This window comes from Paraburkholderia youngii (assembly GCF_013366925.1).
In the GTDB taxonomy this organism is placed as follows: Bacteria; Pseudomonadota; Gammaproteobacteria; order Burkholderiales; family Burkholderiaceae; genus Paraburkholderia; species Paraburkholderia youngii.
On record NZ_JAALDK010000001.1, the window covers coordinates 4,115,356 to 4,129,892 of the forward strand.

Here is a 14,537-nt window from a genome sequence, read left to right on the forward strand (position 1 = left end):
GACCCGCGGCGTTTTCGCATAATGGTCGTCGAACGTATCGGCGCGCGAGTTGTCTGTCGGGGAGACCGGCGGGTGCTTTGCATGGGACCGGAGTAGGCGCTAAAGCACCAACTCCGGATCGACAGCGCGATACAGTGTCAGAGTAAAGAATTCAACGTCATCCTTTGAGGAAACCATGAGTGCTATCGTAGACATCATCGGTCGAGAGATTCTCGATTCGCGAGGCAACCCCACCGTCGAATGCGACGTGCTGCTCGAGTCGGGCACGATGGGCCGCGCAGCCGTGCCGTCGGGCGCGTCGACCGGCTCGCGCGAAGCGATCGAACTGCGCGACGGCGAAGCCGGCCGCTACGGCGGCAAGGGCGTGCTGAAGGCCGTCGAGCACATCAACACGGAAATCTCCGAAGCGATCATGGGTCTCGACGCTTCCGAGCAGGCATTCCTCGACAAGACGCTGCTCGAGCTCGACGGCACCGACAACAAGTCGCGCCTAGGCGCGAACGCGATGCTGGCCGTGTCGATGGCCGTCGCGAAGGCCGCCGCTGAAGAAGCCGGCCTGCCGCTGTACCGCTATTTCGGCGGTTCGGGCGCGATGCAACTGCCGGTGCCGATGATGAACATCGTCAACGGCGGCGCGCACGCGAACAATAGCCTGGACATCCAGGAATTCATGATCGTGCCGGTCAGCCAGCCGAGCTTCCGCGAAGCGCTGCGCTGCGGCGCCGAAGTGTTCCACGCGCTGAAGAAGATCCTGTCGGATCGCGGCATGAGCACGGCAGTCGGCGACGAAGGCGGCTTCGCGCCGAATTTCGGCAGCAACGAGGAATGCCTGTCCACCATTTTGCAAGCCATCGAGAAAGCGGGCTATCGCGCCGGTGAAGACGTGCTGCTCGCACTCGACTGCGCGGCCAGCGAGTTCTACCACGACGGCAAGTACCAGCTCGCGGGCGAAGGCCTGCAGCTGTCGTCGACGGAATTCGCGGATTACCTCGCGAACCTGGCGGACAAGTTCCCGATCGTGTCGATCGAAGACGGCATGCACGAAGGCGACTGGGAAGGCTGGAAGACGCTGACCGACAAGCTCGGCGACAAGGTCCAACTGGTCGGCGACGACCTGTTCGTCACGAACACGCGCATCCTGAAGGAAGGCATCGAGAAGGGCATCGCGAACTCGATCCTGATCAAGATCAACCAGATCGGCACGCTGACGGAAACCTTCGCGGCGATCGAAATGGCCAAGCGCGCGGGCTATACGGCCGTGATTTCGCACCGCTCGGGCGAAACCGAAGACTCGACGATCGCGGACATCGCCGTCGGTCTGAACGCCGGACAGATCAAGACTGGATCGCTGTCGCGTTCGGATCGCATCTCGAAGTACAACCAGCTGCTGCGTATCGAGGAAGATCTCGGCGATATCGCGAGCTACCCTGGCAAGTCGGCGTTCTACAATCTGCGCTAAGCGTTTTCGCCAGATTGTTCACGCCGATCGATGAGCCGGTTATCCTTCGTTTCTGATTGACTTCGCCGCCCTGCGTATAGCGCAGGGCGGCGCGTATTTATTGCGCTTACTTCATGCGGCTTGTCACTGCTGTCCTGATCGTTTTGCTGGCATTGATCCAGTACCCGCTCTGGTGGGGGCACGGCGGCTGGCTGCGCGTGCATGAGTTGCAAGGCCAGCTCGCGCAGCAACTGCAGAAGAATGCCGACGCCAAGCTGCGCAACGAGCGCATCCAGGGCGAAGTGCAGGATCTGCAGAACGGCACCGCCGCGGTCGAAGAGCGGGCGCGCTACGAAATGGGCATGGTCAAGGACGGCGAAGTGTTCGTGCAGTTCGTGTCGCCGAACCAGCCGCTGCCGTTGGCGAACACGCCGTCGGCGGATACTTCGACGCGCGGGGAAGTGTCGGCCGCCCCGCTGCACGTGGTGCCGAATCCGGAGTCGCGCGCGAAACCGGATCGCAAGCATGGCGGGAAGGCGGCGGCTGCGAAGGAGAAGAAGCCGGCGCACTGAGGTTCGATATCTCGCATCGGCTTCGCCACGAAGGGCGAAAAAGCGCGGTTCACTTTGAACCGCGCTTTTTGTTTTTGGGCTGACGTATTCGCTGCTACCAACCCCAATACGGCCCGAACCCGACGCCGACCCCAGTTCCCCAGCCACGTCCCCAGCCGCCGCTCGAGAAGCCCAAGGAAAACCTCACGGGCGGCGAGCGCGAGTAATAGCGGGACCAGGCTTGCGCGGCGGCGTCCGTGGCGATCGCCTGATTCTGTTCGAACATGACCTGTTGCTCGATCGCGTCATAGCGCGCGCGTTCCTCCGGTGTCAGCGTCTGTGTATGGCTGATGGCCTCCGCCTGATCGGGCGGCAGACGGCTCAGAATCGGCGCGGGGCCCGGCGGATCGATCGAGCAGGCGGCCAGCGCCGCGCAGCCCGTGAGGACGGCCAGGATCAACGAAAGCGTATGCTTCATGGTCGAATCTCCATCGGTCCGAGGTCCGAGGCTCGAGCAGGCGTCTTCCAACACGTGGTGACGGATCCTTCCAATGTATCAACGCCGCGCTCAAATGCAACGCGCCGCCCGAGCCGTGACAGGCATGGGGCGGCGCGGTCAGGACTTCCGTCGTAATGCGCGATCAGTTCGCGGGCACGCACTCCGCTTCAGCGGAAGCGCACTTTAGTGCCGCTGCGCGGCCGCCGGCGTCACGCCTTGTGAGAGTCCGCCGGCGACGAAAAGTTGCGCGACGTCGACCGGGTCGAACTCGTAGCGCTGGTTGCAAAACTCGCAGTGAATCTCGACGTGGCCGCGTTCCTCGATCACGCCGTCGACTTCATCGCGGCCGAGCATCTTCAGCATCGCGCCGACTTTTTCGCGCGAGCACGTGCATTCGAAGCGCGCGGTGACAGGCTCGAAATGCTGGACGTTTTCCTGCCAGAACAGACGCCGGAACACCGTCTCCGGTTCTTCCTTCAGCAACTCGTCCTGTGACAGAGTGCCGCCGAGCGTGCAGACGCGCTCCCACGTATCCGCGTCGAGCGCGCCCGGATGCGGGACGATGCCGCCGTCGCCCGGCAGCTTCTGCAGCAGCATGCCGACCGCGCGCTCGGTGTTCGCCGCGAGCCACATGCGCGTGTCGAGCTGCTCGGAGTGATGCATGTAGTGCTCGAGCACTTCGGCGATCGACTTCAGCGGTCCGTTGGCGCCCGACAGCGGCACGATACTCTGATACGGCTGCTGGCCGGGCTGCTTGTCGGTCGGGTCGAGCGTGATCACGCAGCGGCCGTGGCCGCTCGCGTTCACCAGATCGATCAGCGAGGTCGTGTCGTCGATCGTATGGGCGGCTTCGCCGGACAGCTTCGCGGTGGCGCGCATCGTCAGGTTCGAGCTGCACTGCACGACCAGCATCTTGATCGGGCCATCGCCGAAAATCTGCATGACGAGCGTGCCGTCGAACTTCAGGTTCGCCGACAGCAGCGCGCACGCGGCCATCATTTCGCCGAGAATCGTTCGCACGGGCGCCGGATAATCGCGGCGCGTCAGCACGTCCTGCCAGGTATTGCGCAGGGAAACGATCTCGCCGCGCACCGGCGCCGCGCTGAACATGAATTTTTGCAACTGGTCGCTCACTACTTTACCTCGCTGGAATGACGCGGCGTGATGCCGCGCCTTTGCGCGCCGCGCGCCGGCCGTCTAGCCGATGCGTACGAGCTGCGCCTTGAAATACTCGCGACGCCCGGCATAACTTGCCGCGGCGCGCTGCAGGTTGGCGATATCCGCTTCCGTCAGTTCGCGCACCGCCTTCGCGGGCGCGCCGAGGATCAGCGTATTGTCGGGAAACACCTTGCCCTCGGTGACGATGGCGCCCGCTCCGACCAGACAGTTGCGGCCGATCACCGCGCCATTCAAGACCACCGCCTGAATTCCGATCAACGAGCCTTCCTTGATCGTGCAGCCATGCAGCATCGCCTGATGGCCGATCGTCACGTTCGACTCGACCGTCAGCGGATAGCCCGGGTCGGTGTGCAGCACCGCGTTTTCCTGCACGTTGCTGCCGGCGCCGATCTTGATCGGCTCGTTGTCGCCGCGCAGCGTCGCGCCGAACCACACGCTCGCATTCTCCTCGAGCGTCACGTTGCCGATGATGTTCGCGGAATCCGCGACGAACACGCTTTCATGAATGATCGGGGCGGCTTCGCCCAGCTTGTAAATCGTCACAATGTCTCCTTATCGGTCGGTGCCAGGCCTTGGGGCTGCTCCGATCCCGTGCACGATGGGTGTCTGATCGATTGCCTCGCATGGGCTGGGCGGCGTGCGCCCCGGCGCGGTGCGAGTTTGGCGGTTCTGCGTGGCCAACTGACGGGCGTGCCCGGAAGCGCGCCGGATGGTCGAATCGGGTATTGTAAACGGTTGTGTGCTTGAACCGCTCGGCCGCTCGCGTGCGGGCCGGGCGCCGCCTCTCCTTCGGCTTCACCGCTTCCATCGCCTATCCGTTCGTCATGATGCCCGCCCCTTCGCCCGTTTCCGTCGCTTCCCCCGCATCGAATTCTCGCGACGAGCCGCTGTGCGCGCGCCGCGCTGCGCTCGCCGCGTTGCGCGAGCGGGAACCGGCCGCGAAGGCCGCGGCGGCCCGCGAACTGTACGCTGCGGTACTCGATGGCCGCGCGCTCTGTGACGCCGGCCTCGACCTCGACGAGCCCGCTGGCCTGCCGGGCCGCCCCGAACGGCCGGAACTGGTCGAACCGCGCCAGCTCGGCCGACGCAGCATGCAGTCGCCGCAGGGGCGCGCGGTGCTGCTCCACGCGCTTGCGCACATCGAGTTCAACGCGATCAATCTGGCGCTCGACGCCGTCTGGCGCTTCTCCGGCATGCCCGCCGAGTTCTATGCCGACTGGCTCAAGGTCGCCGCCGAAGAGGCATATCACTACTCGCTGCTCGCCGCGCGTCTCGCCGAATACGGCCACGCATACGGCGATTTCCCGGCGCACGGCGGCCTGTGGGACATGTGCGAGCGCACTCGCGGCGACGTGCTCGCGCGCATGGCGCTCGTGCCGCGGACGCTCGAAGCACGCGGCCTCGACGCGTCGCCGCCGATCCGCGCGCGGCTGCAGCAGGCCGGCGATCACGCGTCGGCGGCGATTCTCGACGTGATCCTGCGCGATGAAATCGGCCACGTGCTGATCGGCAACCGCTGGTTTCGTCACCTGTGCGACGCGCACGACCTCGATCCGCACCACACGTATCTGCGTCTGGCCGACCAGTATCACGCGCCGAAACTGCGTGGCCCGTTCAATTTCGAAGCGCGCCGCGACGCCGGTTTCGACGACGCCGAACTCGCCGCGCTCGCACGCGAGGATACGCTGCAAGCCACACGGGCTGCGGACGACCGGGCGTCGCCCTGATAATCCATCACCACCTCTCGCGGCGTCCACCCTATAATCGAACGACCATTCTTTTTTGCGAGTGCGCCGTTGATGAATACCTCCCACTCTGAATTCGTTAGCGCACATGGCGTCCGGCTGCACGTGCGGCGCTGGGGCCGTCCCGACGCGCCGATACTGTTCATGCTGCACGGCTGGATGGATGTCGGCGCGTCGTTCCAGTTCGTCGTCGATGCGCTCGGCGGCGACTGGCAGGTGCTCGCGCCGGACCTGCGCGGCTTCGGTCTGTCCGACTGGCCGGTTGCCGAGCACGGCGGCGGCACCTACTGGGTGCAAAACTATCTCGGCGATCTCGACGCGTTGATCGACCACTACGCGCCGGACGGCGAGGTGAACCTGGTCGGTCACAGCCTGGGTGCGAACGTCGTGTGCCTGTACGCCGGCGTGCGGCCGCAGCGGGTGCGGCGGGTGGTCGATCTGGAGGGCTTCGGGCTCGCGCCTTCATATCCGGCGCAGGCGCCGAAACGTCTGCTGAACTGGCTCGACGAATTGCGCGATCCACCGCAGTTGAAGCGCTACGCGTCGCTCGACGAGGTCGCCGCGCGCCTGATCAAAACCAATCCGCGCCTCGATCCGCGGCGCGCGCAGTTCCTCGCGCAGCATTGGTCGAAGCCGGATGGCGAAGGGCGTTTCATGCTGCTCGCCGACCCGGCGCACAAGGTCCGCGGCCCCACCTTGTATCACCTCGACGAGGTGATGGCGGTGTGGCGCAAGGTCAGCGCGAAGGTGCTGCACGTCGAGGCCGCCGGCTCGCCGACGCTCGCGCGAATCGCCGGCGACGTGCCGCTCGACGAATTCAAGGCGCGTTTCCACGCGTTTGCCGATTGGCGCGAGAAGATCATCGACGGCGCGGGGCACATGGTGCATCACGATCAGCCGGAGCAGGTCGCCGCGTTGATCGAGGGTTTCTGCGCCTGACGCCGTGCCTGAAGCTGCGGTCGAAAGGGCGCTCGCGGGTCGCCCGGACGTTGGTCTCGGCACTGCCCCGTCCTGACCTTCCGGCACCCGGGCAAGTGCAACCGGCGTCGCCAGATACCCCTGCGGACCCTTACTGCATTGCAGTAAAATGACCGCAGAACCCTTCCAGGACCACGATGAACGCCGATCTTCACTGCCACTCCACCGTTTCCGACGGCCAGTTCGCGCCGACCGACGTCGCGCGCCGCGCGCACGCGAACGGCGTGACGCTGTGGGCGCTCACCGATCACGACGAAGTGGGCGGCCAGCAAGAGGCGCGCACCGCGGCCGAGGCGCTCGGCATGAACTACCTGAGCGGCGTCGAGATTTCGGTTACGTGGGCGGGGCGCACGGTGCACATCGTCGGACTCGGCATCGATCCGTCCAACCAGGTCCTGATCGACGGTCTTGCCCGCACCCGCGACGGCCGCGCCGCGCGCGCCGAGGCAATCGGCGAGCAACTGGCCACGCTCGGCATTCCACACGCGTACGAGGGCGCGCTGCACTACGTATCGAATCCCGACATGATGTCGCGCACGCATTTCGCGCGCTTCATGGTCGAGCACGGCCACTGCGCAAACACCCAGGAAGTGTTCGACCGCTATCTCGGCGACGGTAAGCCGGGTTATGTCGCGCACCGCTGGGCCAAGCTCGCCGACGCGCTCAGCTGGATCAAGGCCGCCGGCGGCGTCGCGATCGTCGCGCATCCGGGGCGCTACGCCTATTCGCAACTCGAATTCGACGCATTCTTTGGCGAATTCATCGACCTCGGCGGCAAGGCGATCGAGGTCGTGACCGGCAGCCACACGCCCGACCAATACCGCGAATATGCGGATGTCGCGCGTCGCTATGGCTTCGAGGCCTCGCGCGGTTCCGACTTCCATGCGCCAGGCGAAGGCCGCATCGAACTGGGCACACTGCCGCCGCTACCCGCCGATCTGAAGCCCGTCTGGGAACGCTGGCTGTGACCGCACGCCGTGCCGGAACGGCACGTCTCGCACGCGGGCCGGCTGGCTGGGGCACGCGCGCTGCTCGCCGCAGCCCATCCGCCGCAGTTCGTCTGCCGCCATCGTGAGTCCCCATGTCCCAATACTTTCGGCTCCATCCCGACAATCCGCAGCCGCGCCTCGTCAAGCAGGCCGCGCAGATCATCAACGACGGCGGCGTGGTCGCCTTGCCGACCGATTCGACCTACGCGCTCGCCTGCCGTCTCGACGACAAGGATGCGGTCGAACGCCTGCGGCGTATTCGCGGACTCGACGAAAAGCAGCTGCTGTCGCTGCTCGTGCGCGATCTGTCGGAGCTCGCCAATTTTGCGATGGTGGACAACTGGCAATATCGGCTGCTGAAATCGGTGACACCGGGTCCGTACGTGTTCGTGCTGCAGGCCACCAAGGAAGTGCCGCGACGCGTATCGCATCCGTCGCGCAAGACGATCGGTCTGCGCGTGCCGGATCACGCTATCACGCTCGCGATTCTCGAGGAGCTCGGCCAGCCGCTGCTCGGCACGACGCTGATCATGCCCGGCGAAACCGAGCCGCTCAACGACCCCGAGGAAATCCGCGCGCGGCTCGAAAAGCAGCTCGATCTGGTGATCGACGGCGGCGCGTGCGTGTGCGAGCCGTCCACCGTGATCGATCTGACTGGCTCGGAGCCGGTGCTGGTGCGGGCAGGGCGCGGCCCGCTCGAGCCGTTCGGCCTCGAGGAAACGGCGTGAGCGGCCCGAGCGAAAGCGGACAGACACGCGCGAGCGCATTGTTACAATAGCGAGTTATGGATTCTTCCCTGATACAGACAATTGCGGTGTACGCGCTGCCGGTGATCTTCGCGATCACGCTGCACGAGGCCGCGCACGGCTACGTCGCGCGCTGGCTCGGCGACAACACCGCGTACGTGCTCGGCCGCGTGTCGCTTAACCCGATGCGGCATATCGATCCGCTCGGCACGATCGCGATTCCGTTGCTGCTGTACTTCGCGACGAGCGGCGCGTTCATGTTCGGCTATGCGAAGCCGGTGCCGGTCGCGTTCGGCAATCTGCGCAATCCGCGCTGGGGCAGCCTTTGGGTCGCGGCCGCCGGGCCGGTATGCAATTTTGTCCAGGCGCTGCTGTGGGGCGTGCTTGGCATCGTGCTGGCGGTGCTCAATGTCAACGAACCGTTTTTTACGCGTATGGCGGGCGCGGGCGTCGGCGTCAATCTCGTGCTCGGCGTGCTGAACCTGTTTCCGCTGCCGCCGCTAGATGGCGGGCGCGTGGTGATGGCCCTGTTGCCGCCGAAGCAATCGATCGCGTTGTCGCGGCTCGAACCGTACGGCTTTTTCATCGTGATGGCGCTCGTGATGACGGGTACGCTCACGCGTTTCTGGTTGAGGCCACTCGTTACGCTCGGCTATAGCGCGATCACCGCAATTCTGACTCCTCTTGTTTCGCTTTTCTAAATAACCATGTTCCCAGACCGTATCTTCTCCGGCATGCGGCCCACCGGGTCGCTGCACCTCGGCCACTATCACGGCGTGCTGAAAAACTGGGTGCGGCTGCAGTCCGAGTACCCGTGCTTTTTCTGCGTGGTCGACTGGCACGCGCTGACGACTCACTACGAAACGCCCGAAGTGATCGAAAAGAACGTGTGGGACGTGCTGATCGACTGGCTCGCTTCCGGCATCGATCCGGCGCAGGCGACGCTGTTCATCCAGAGCAGGGTGCCCGAGCATGCCGAACTGGCGCTGCTGCTCGGCATGAGCACGCCGCTCGGCTGGCTCGAACGCGTGCCGACCTACAAGGAGCAGATGGAAAAGCTGAAGGACAAGGATTTGTCCACCTACGGCTTCCTCGGCTACCCGGTGCTGATGGCGGCGGACATTCTGCTGTATCGCGGCTCGCTCGTGCCGGTCGGTGAAGACCAGGTGCCACACGTGGAGATGACGCGCGAAATCGCTCGTCGTTTCAACTACCTGTACGGGCGCGAGCCGGGCTTCGAGGAAAAAGCGAACGAAGCCGCGAAGAAGCTCGGCGGCAAGCGCTCGAAGCTGTATCACGAACTGCGCAATGCGTATCAGCAGGAAGGCAACGACGAAGCGCTCGAACGCGCGCGGGCGATGCTGCAGGAATCGCAAAGCCTGTCGATGAGCGATCGCGAGCGCCTGTTCGGCTATCTCGAAGGTTCGCGCAAGATCATCCTCGTCGAGCCGCAGGCGATGCTGACCGAGGCGTCGCGCATGCCGGGTCTCGACGGCCAGAAGATGTCGAAGTCGTACGGCAACACGATCGGCTTGCGCGAAGACGCGGAAACGATCACGAAGAAGGTCCGCACGATGCCGACTGACCCCGCTCGCGTGCGCCGCACCGATCCGGGCGATCCGGACAAGTGTCCGGTGTGGCAGCTGCATCAGGTCTACACCGACGAAGCGACCCACGAGTGGGTGCAGAAGGGCTGCCGCTCGGCGGGCATTGGTTGCCTCGATTGCAAGCAGCCGGTCGTCGAAGGGATTCTGCGCGAGCAGCAGCCGATGCTGGAGCGTGCGCAGAAGTACATGGACGACCCGTCGCTGTTGCGCGCGATCGTCGCCGATGGCTGCGACAAGGCACGCCGCTTCGCGACCGAAACGATGCGCGACGTCCGCGAGGCGATGGGGCTTTCGTACAACTGATGCGCACTCGAGGCGCCGCCCCGCAGCGATGAGCACGCCGGCTATCCCTGGCTTGCATGGCCTCGGTGAGCCGTCGCGCTGGGTGCGTCACTGGGCGCACCTGATCGCGCCGGGCGGGGCGGTGCTCGACGTGGCATCGGGGGCCGGGCGGCACGCGCGCTTTTTTGCGTCGCTCGGCCATCCGGTTACCGCGATCGATCGCGATGCCGCTGCCCTCGACCGGCTGCGCGACGCACCGCTCGTCAGCCCTGTCGTGGCCGATCTCGAAAGCGCGCCGTGGCCATTGCCGGACGATGCGGTGTTCGCCGCCGTCGTGGTCACCAATTACCTGCACCGACCGCTTTTTCCGCAGTTGCTGCGCGCGCTCGCGCCCGGCGGCGTAATGGTTTACGAGACCTTTGCGCAAGGAAACGAAAGCGTCGGCAAACCCTCCAATCCGGCGTTTTTGCTCGCGCCTGGCGAGTTGCTCGAGATCGTGCGGGGCCAATTGCGGGTGATCGCATTTCAGGACGGATTTCTCGCCGAGCCGCGTCCGGCGTACGTTCAGCGCATCTGCGCGGTTCGGGAAGCGGCACCTGCGGATGATCCCGCACGAGCAACAGTTCCACCTTGTTACGAGTTGGCTGGCTAATCCGCTACAATCGCGGTTTACCTGATCATATTCATGGCGTTTCATGACTAACGGCAACCACAGCGGTCACCAGGACGGCGTTCAGATCCGCGGCAGCATTCCTGCCATCATCACTCCGATGCTCGAAGACGGCAGCCTTGATCTGCCGGCGTTTCGCAAACTGATCGACTGGCACGTCGAGGAAGGCACGAATGCGCTCGTCGTGGTCGGCACGAGCGGCGAGTCGGCCACGCTGTCGGTCGAAGAGCACGTGCTGATGGTCAAGACCGCGGTCGACCACACCGCTGGACGCATTCCTGTCATCGCGGGCGCGGGCGCCAACTCCACCGCCGAGGCGATCGAACTCACGCAGCACGCGAAAGACGTCGGCGCGAATGCCACGCTGCAGGTCGTGCCGTACTACAACAAGCCGACCCAGGAAGGCATCTACCGCCATTTCGCGAAGATCGCCGAAAGCGTCGATCTGCCGGTGATCCTGTACAACGTGCCGGGCCGCACCGTCGCCGACATGAGCAACGAGACCATCCTGCGCTGCGCGCAGGTGCCGGGGATCGTCGGCGTGAAGGAGGCCACGGGCAACATCGACCGCGCTGCGCATCTGATCAAGTCGGCGCCGGCAAACTTCAGCATCTATAGCGGCGACGATCCCACTGCGATCGCGCTGATGCTGCTCGGCGGTCACGGCAATATTTCGGTCACCGCGAACGTCGCGCCGCGCGCAATGAGCGAGCTGTGCAAGGCCGCGCTCGCCGCGGACGCGAAGACCGCGCGCGAGATTCATCTGAAACTCCTGTCGCTGCACAAGTACCTGTTTGCCGAAGCGAATCCGATTCCGGCGAAGTGGGCGCTGCAGCAACTGGGGCGTGTGCAGGGCGGCATCCGCCTGCCGCTCACGCCGCTCGACGCGCAATACCACGAAGTGGTGCGCGGCGCGCTGCGCGAAGCGGGCCTGCTCGGCTGAACGGCCCGCCCGTCCAGCCGCCCACGCCAGACCGCCACCGGCATTTCATTAACCGACGTCGCTTCAGCCCACGTTCCCGGCAGACCGAACGAGGCATCGCGTTCCAGCATCACGAAGGACCTCATGAAACGTTCCGCACTTTCCCTCCACGCAACCCGCATGGCGGCGCTGGCGCTTGCCCTGTCGACGCTCGCCGGCTGTGACACGCTGAACGACTGGTTCGCTTCCGACCGCGTCAACTACAAGGCGACCTCGAGCGCACCGCCGCTTGCCGTGCCGAGCGACCTGAGCACGTCGCCGAACGACCAGCGCTATGTGGCGCCGCCCGCCAATCTGGCGCTCGGTGGCACGCCGACGCGCGCTGTCACGGCCGCCGGCAACGCGACCGAAGGTCAGCCGACCGCACAGGATCCGCTCGGCATGCATATCGAGCGCGACGGCGACCGTCGCTGGCTGGTGGTAGACGGCCGTTCCCCGGAACAGCTGTGGCCGCAACTGCAGGAGTTCTGGCAGGAGAACGGCTTCGTGCTGAAGACCGACGCGCCGGCCACCGGCATCATGACGACCGACTGGGCGGAGAACCGCGCGAACATTCCGGACGACTGGTTCCGCCGCACGATCGGCAAGGTGATCGACTTCGCCTATTCGTCGGGCACCCGCGACAGTTTCCGTACGCTCGTATCGCGCGGTTCGGACAGCGCCACCGATATCTCGATCACGCATAGCGCGATGGAAGAGGTGATGACCGGGCAGGACAAGACGTCTTCGCGCTGGGAAGAGCGTCCGCGTGACCCGGCGCTCGAGGCGCTGTTCCTCGCCAAGCTGATGCAGAAGTTCGGCCTGACCGAAGCGCAGTCGAAGCAGCTGCTGACCGACGCGCGCCCGGCCAGCGCGCCGACCACCATCGAGCAGAACGCGGGCGCGTCGACGCTCGATTTGCAAGAGTCGTTCGACCGCGCCTGGCTGCGTGTGGGCCTCGCGCTCGATCGCACCAACTTCACGGTCGACAACCGCGATCGCGAGAAGGGCATCTACTATGTACGCTACGCGGATTCGATGCAGGAGCTGAAGAGGGAAGGCCTGTTCGGCAAACTGTTCTACAGCGGCAATTCGACGCGCAAGCCGGGCCAGGAATTCCTCGTCAACGTGCGCGCGAAGGGCGACGCCGTGACGCAGGTTGCGGTCGTCGACGCGAACGGGCAGATCGATACGTCGTCGGACGCGCAGCGCATCGTGTCGCTGCTGCACGCGCAACTGAATTAGGCGGGTCGTGCGCTTCGCAAGTCTCGGCAGCGGCAGTGAAGGCAACGCGCTGCTGGTGGAAGCGCACAGCGGCGCGAGCACCACGCGCGTGCTGCTCGACTGCGGGTTTTCCGGGCGCGAAGTCGAGCGGCGTCTCGCGCGGCTCGGCGCGAGCGCCGAGCATCTCGATGCGATCCTGATTACGCATGAACATAGCGATCACATCGGCAGCGCATTGACGCTGGCGCGCAAGTGGTCGATTCCGCTGTACATGAGCTGGGGCACCGCGCGCGCGGTGGGCGCCGACGAAACCGATGTCGACCTGCAGGTGCTGTGGGGCGACGAGGCGGTAGCAATCGGCGAGCTCAGCGTTCTCCCTTATACCGTTCCGCACGACGCTCGCGAACCGTTGCAATACGTGTTCTCGAACGGCGCGCGCCGGCTCGGCGTGCTCACCGACGTTGGCACGTCCACCCCGCATATCAGCGCGGTGCTGAGTGGTTGTGACGCACTCGTGCTCGAATGCAATCACGACGTGCAGATGCTCGCGGGCAGTCGTTATCCGCCGTCGCTGAAGGCGCGTATCGGCGGCAATCACGGGCATCTGAACAACGACGCGGCGGCTGAAATCCTGGCGTCGCTCGACCGCTCGCGTTTGCGGCATCTGGTCGCCGCGCATCTGAGCCAGCAGAACAATCTGCCGGAACTCGCGCAGGCGGCGCTGGCGGGCGTGGTTGGCGCGGCTCCCACCGAGGTGGTGGTTGCGTCGCAGAGCGAAGGTTTCGGGTGGTTGACTCTGTGACTGCGGTGCGGGGCTGGCTTCCCGTTGCGCCGCGCAGCGTGTGTCAGCTGATCAGGTAATGAAAAAAGCCCATAACGAACAATCGTTATGGGCTTTTGCTTTGAGCGTCGAGGCGGCGCAGGGCACGCCTCGCGACCGGTCAAGCTTAATTGCGGTTGCCGCCGAAAATGCCGAGCAGCGCAAGCAGGTTCACGAACACGTTATACAGATCCAGGTAGATCGCTAGCGTCGCGGTGATGTAGTTCGTCTCACCGCCGTTCACGACGCGCTGCACGTCGAACATGATGTAGGCGGAAAAGATCACGATTGCCATGACCGAAACCGTCAGCATCAGTGCCGGCAGTTGCAGGAACACGTTCGCGACCGAAGCCAGCAGGATCACGATCACGCCCATGAAGAGCCATTTGCCGAGGCCCGAGAAGTCGCGTTTGCTGACCGTGGCGATGGTCGCCATGGCCGCGAAGATCACACCAGTGCCACCAAACGCGAGCATGATCAGCGACGGGCCGTTCGAGAAGCCGAGCACGAACGCGAGAATGCGCGACAGCATCAGCCCCATGAAGAACGTGAAGCCGAGCAGTACGAATACGCCGACGGCGCTGTCCTTGGTGCGCTGAATCGCGAACATGAAGCCGAACGCGATCGCGAAGAACGCCAGCATGCTCATGGCGGGACTGGTGGCGGCAAACAGCGAGAAGCCGGTGGCAAGACCGACCCAGGCGCCGAGCACCGTTGGGATCATCGACAACGCGAGCAGCCAGTAGGTATTCCGTAGCACGCGGTTGCGTGTTTCGACCGTACTGACCGCGCCGTTGCGGCCAAACATATATGGATGTTCGTTCATGGTCTCTCCTTACCTCGGAAGC

16 protein-coding genes are annotated in these 14,537 nt (G+C 64.9%); 12 read left to right on the plus strand and 4 right to left on the minus strand.

Annotated elements, in window-relative coordinates; translation table 11 throughout:
* Nucleotides 1–175 precede the first annotated feature (175 nt).
* Both eno and ftsB read left to right on the plus strand, forming a co-directional pair.
* Nucleotides 176–1,459 (plus strand): phosphopyruvate hydratase, encoded by a 1,284-nt coding sequence (eno, locus tag G5S42_RS18935; protein WP_176108207.1) that lies wholly within the window; start codon nucleotides 176–178, stop codon nucleotides 1,457–1,459.
* Nucleotides 1,460–1,572: 113 nt separating this feature from the next.
* Complete coding sequence (gene ftsB / locus G5S42_RS18940; RefSeq protein WP_176108208.1) at nucleotides 1,573–2,010, plus strand: cell division protein FtsB; 438 nt, start codon at nucleotides 1,573–1,575, stop codon at nucleotides 2,008–2,010.
* A 94-nt stretch (nucleotides 2,011–2,104) separates the two neighbouring features.
* Here ftsB and G5S42_RS18945 read toward each other — a convergent pair whose 3' ends face one another.
* From G5S42_RS18945 to G5S42_RS18955, 3 genes are all read right to left on the minus strand, one after another.
* Nucleotides 2,105–2,467, minus strand: coding sequence for a hypothetical protein (locus G5S42_RS18945; protein WP_176108209.1), 363 nt, complete (start codon nucleotides 2,465–2,467; stop codon nucleotides 2,105–2,107).
* A 204-nt stretch (nucleotides 2,468–2,671) separates the two neighbouring features.
* On the minus strand, nucleotides 2,672–3,622 hold the full coding sequence (gene hslO / locus G5S42_RS18950) for an Hsp33 family molecular chaperone HslO (RefSeq protein ID WP_176108210.1): 951 nt from the start codon (nucleotides 3,620–3,622) through the stop codon (nucleotides 2,672–2,674).
* 63 nt (nucleotides 3,623–3,685) lie between these two features.
* Nucleotides 3,686–4,210, minus strand: coding sequence for a gamma carbonic anhydrase family protein (locus G5S42_RS18955; protein ID WP_176108211.1), 525 nt, complete (start codon nucleotides 4,208–4,210; stop codon nucleotides 3,686–3,688).
* 281 nt (nucleotides 4,211–4,491) lie between these two features.
* Here G5S42_RS18955 and G5S42_RS18960 point away from each other — a divergent pair, with 281 nt between their 5' ends.
* From G5S42_RS18960 to G5S42_RS19005, 10 genes are all read left to right on the plus strand, one after another.
* Nucleotides 4,492–5,394, plus strand: a complete 903-nt coding sequence (locus tag G5S42_RS18960) for a ferritin-like domain-containing protein (RefSeq protein ID WP_176110568.1) — start codon at nucleotides 4,492–4,494, stop codon at nucleotides 5,392–5,394.
* A gap of 72 nt (nucleotides 5,395–5,466) precedes the next feature.
* Entirely contained in the window at nucleotides 5,467–6,351 is an 885-nt protein-coding gene (locus tag G5S42_RS18965) for an alpha/beta fold hydrolase (protein ID WP_176108212.1), read from the plus strand.
* Nucleotides 6,352–6,527: 176 nt separating this feature from the next.
* Nucleotides 6,528–7,358 carry a 3',5'-nucleoside bisphosphate phosphatase gene (locus G5S42_RS18970; protein WP_176108213.1) on the plus strand — a complete coding sequence of 277 codons (831 nt, stop codon included), beginning with the start codon at nucleotides 6,528–6,530 and terminating at the stop codon, nucleotides 7,356–7,358.
* A gap of 113 nt (nucleotides 7,359–7,471) precedes the next feature.
* The gene (locus G5S42_RS18975; protein ID WP_018435435.1) at nucleotides 7,472–8,107 is read left to right on the plus strand and encodes an L-threonylcarbamoyladenylate synthase; all 636 of its coding nucleotides are present in this window, start codon (nucleotides 7,472–7,474) and stop codon (nucleotides 8,105–8,107) included.
* A gap of 56 nt (nucleotides 8,108–8,163) precedes the next feature.
* Nucleotides 8,164–8,826: a site-2 protease family protein gene (locus G5S42_RS18980; protein WP_176108214.1), complete on the plus strand. Its 663-nt coding sequence runs from the start codon at nucleotides 8,164–8,166 to the stop codon at nucleotides 8,824–8,826.
* A gap of 6 nt (nucleotides 8,827–8,832) precedes the next feature.
* Nucleotides 8,833–10,035, plus strand: a complete 1,203-nt coding sequence (locus tag G5S42_RS18985) for a tryptophan--tRNA ligase (protein WP_176108215.1) — start codon at nucleotides 8,833–8,835, stop codon at nucleotides 10,033–10,035.
* 28 nt (nucleotides 10,036–10,063) lie between these two features.
* The gene (locus G5S42_RS18990) at nucleotides 10,064–10,666 is read left to right on the plus strand and encodes a class I SAM-dependent methyltransferase (RefSeq protein ID WP_176108216.1); all 603 of its coding nucleotides are present in this window, start codon (nucleotides 10,064–10,066) and stop codon (nucleotides 10,664–10,666) included.
* Between the two features lie 43 nt (nucleotides 10,667–10,709).
* Nucleotides 10,710–11,627, plus strand: a complete 918-nt coding sequence (dapA, locus tag G5S42_RS18995) for a 4-hydroxy-tetrahydrodipicolinate synthase (protein WP_176108217.1) — start codon at nucleotides 10,710–10,712, stop codon at nucleotides 11,625–11,627.
* A 123-nt stretch (nucleotides 11,628–11,750) separates the two neighbouring features.
* Nucleotides 11,751–12,890, plus strand: a complete 1,140-nt coding sequence (gene bamC / locus G5S42_RS19000) for an NlpB/DapX family lipoprotein (protein ID WP_176108218.1) — start codon at nucleotides 11,751–11,753, stop codon at nucleotides 12,888–12,890.
* A gap of 7 nt (nucleotides 12,891–12,897) precedes the next feature.
* Nucleotides 12,898–13,671 (plus strand): MBL fold metallo-hydrolase, encoded by a 774-nt coding sequence (locus tag G5S42_RS19005; protein ID WP_176108219.1) that lies wholly within the window; start codon nucleotides 12,898–12,900, stop codon nucleotides 13,669–13,671.
* Between the two features lie 145 nt (nucleotides 13,672–13,816).
* On the opposite strand, the gene G5S42_RS19010 is transcribed toward G5S42_RS19005, so the two are convergent.
* Nucleotides 13,817–14,515, minus strand: a complete 699-nt coding sequence (locus tag G5S42_RS19010; protein ID WP_018417558.1) for a Bax inhibitor-1/YccA family protein — start codon at nucleotides 14,513–14,515, stop codon at nucleotides 13,817–13,819.
* Between the last annotated feature and the right edge of the window lie 22 nt (nucleotides 14,516–14,537).

Coding starts and splice junctions, on each gene's coding strand:
- G5S42_RS18965 (WP_176108212.1), top strand. CDS start 5,467: ATGAATACCTCCCACTCTGAATTCGTTAGCGCACATGGCGTCCGGCTG.
- ftsB (WP_176108208.1), top strand. CDS start 1,573: ATGCGGCTTGTCACTGCTGTCCTGATCGTTTTGCTGGCATTGATCCAG.
- G5S42_RS18990 (WP_176108216.1), top strand. CDS start 10,064: ATGAGCACGCCGGCTATCCCTGGCTTGCATGGCCTCGGTGAGCCGTCG.
- G5S42_RS18945 (WP_176108209.1), bottom strand. CDS start 2,467: ATGAAGCATACGCTTTCGTTGATCCTGGCCGTCCTCACGGGCTGCGCG.
- G5S42_RS18970 (WP_176108213.1), top strand. CDS start 6,528: ATGAACGCCGATCTTCACTGCCACTCCACCGTTTCCGACGGCCAGTTC.
- bamC (WP_176108218.1), top strand. CDS start 11,751: ATGAAACGTTCCGCACTTTCCCTCCACGCAACCCGCATGGCGGCGCTG.
- G5S42_RS18985 (WP_176108215.1), top strand. CDS start 8,833: ATGTTCCCAGACCGTATCTTCTCCGGCATGCGGCCCACCGGGTCGCTG.
- G5S42_RS18980 (WP_176108214.1), top strand. CDS start 8,164: ATGGATTCTTCCCTGATACAGACAATTGCGGTGTACGCGCTGCCGGTG.
- G5S42_RS18960 (WP_176110568.1), top strand. CDS start 4,492: ATGATGCCCGCCCCTTCGCCCGTTTCCGTCGCTTCCCCCGCATCGAAT.
- dapA (WP_176108217.1), top strand. CDS start 10,710: ATGACTAACGGCAACCACAGCGGTCACCAGGACGGCGTTCAGATCCGC.
- G5S42_RS18975 (WP_018435435.1), top strand. CDS start 7,472: ATGTCCCAATACTTTCGGCTCCATCCCGACAATCCGCAGCCGCGCCTC.
- G5S42_RS19010 (WP_018417558.1), bottom strand. CDS start 14,515: ATGAACGAACATCCATATATGTTTGGCCGCAACGGCGCGGTCAGTACG.
- eno (WP_176108207.1), top strand. CDS start 176: ATGAGTGCTATCGTAGACATCATCGGTCGAGAGATTCTCGATTCGCGA.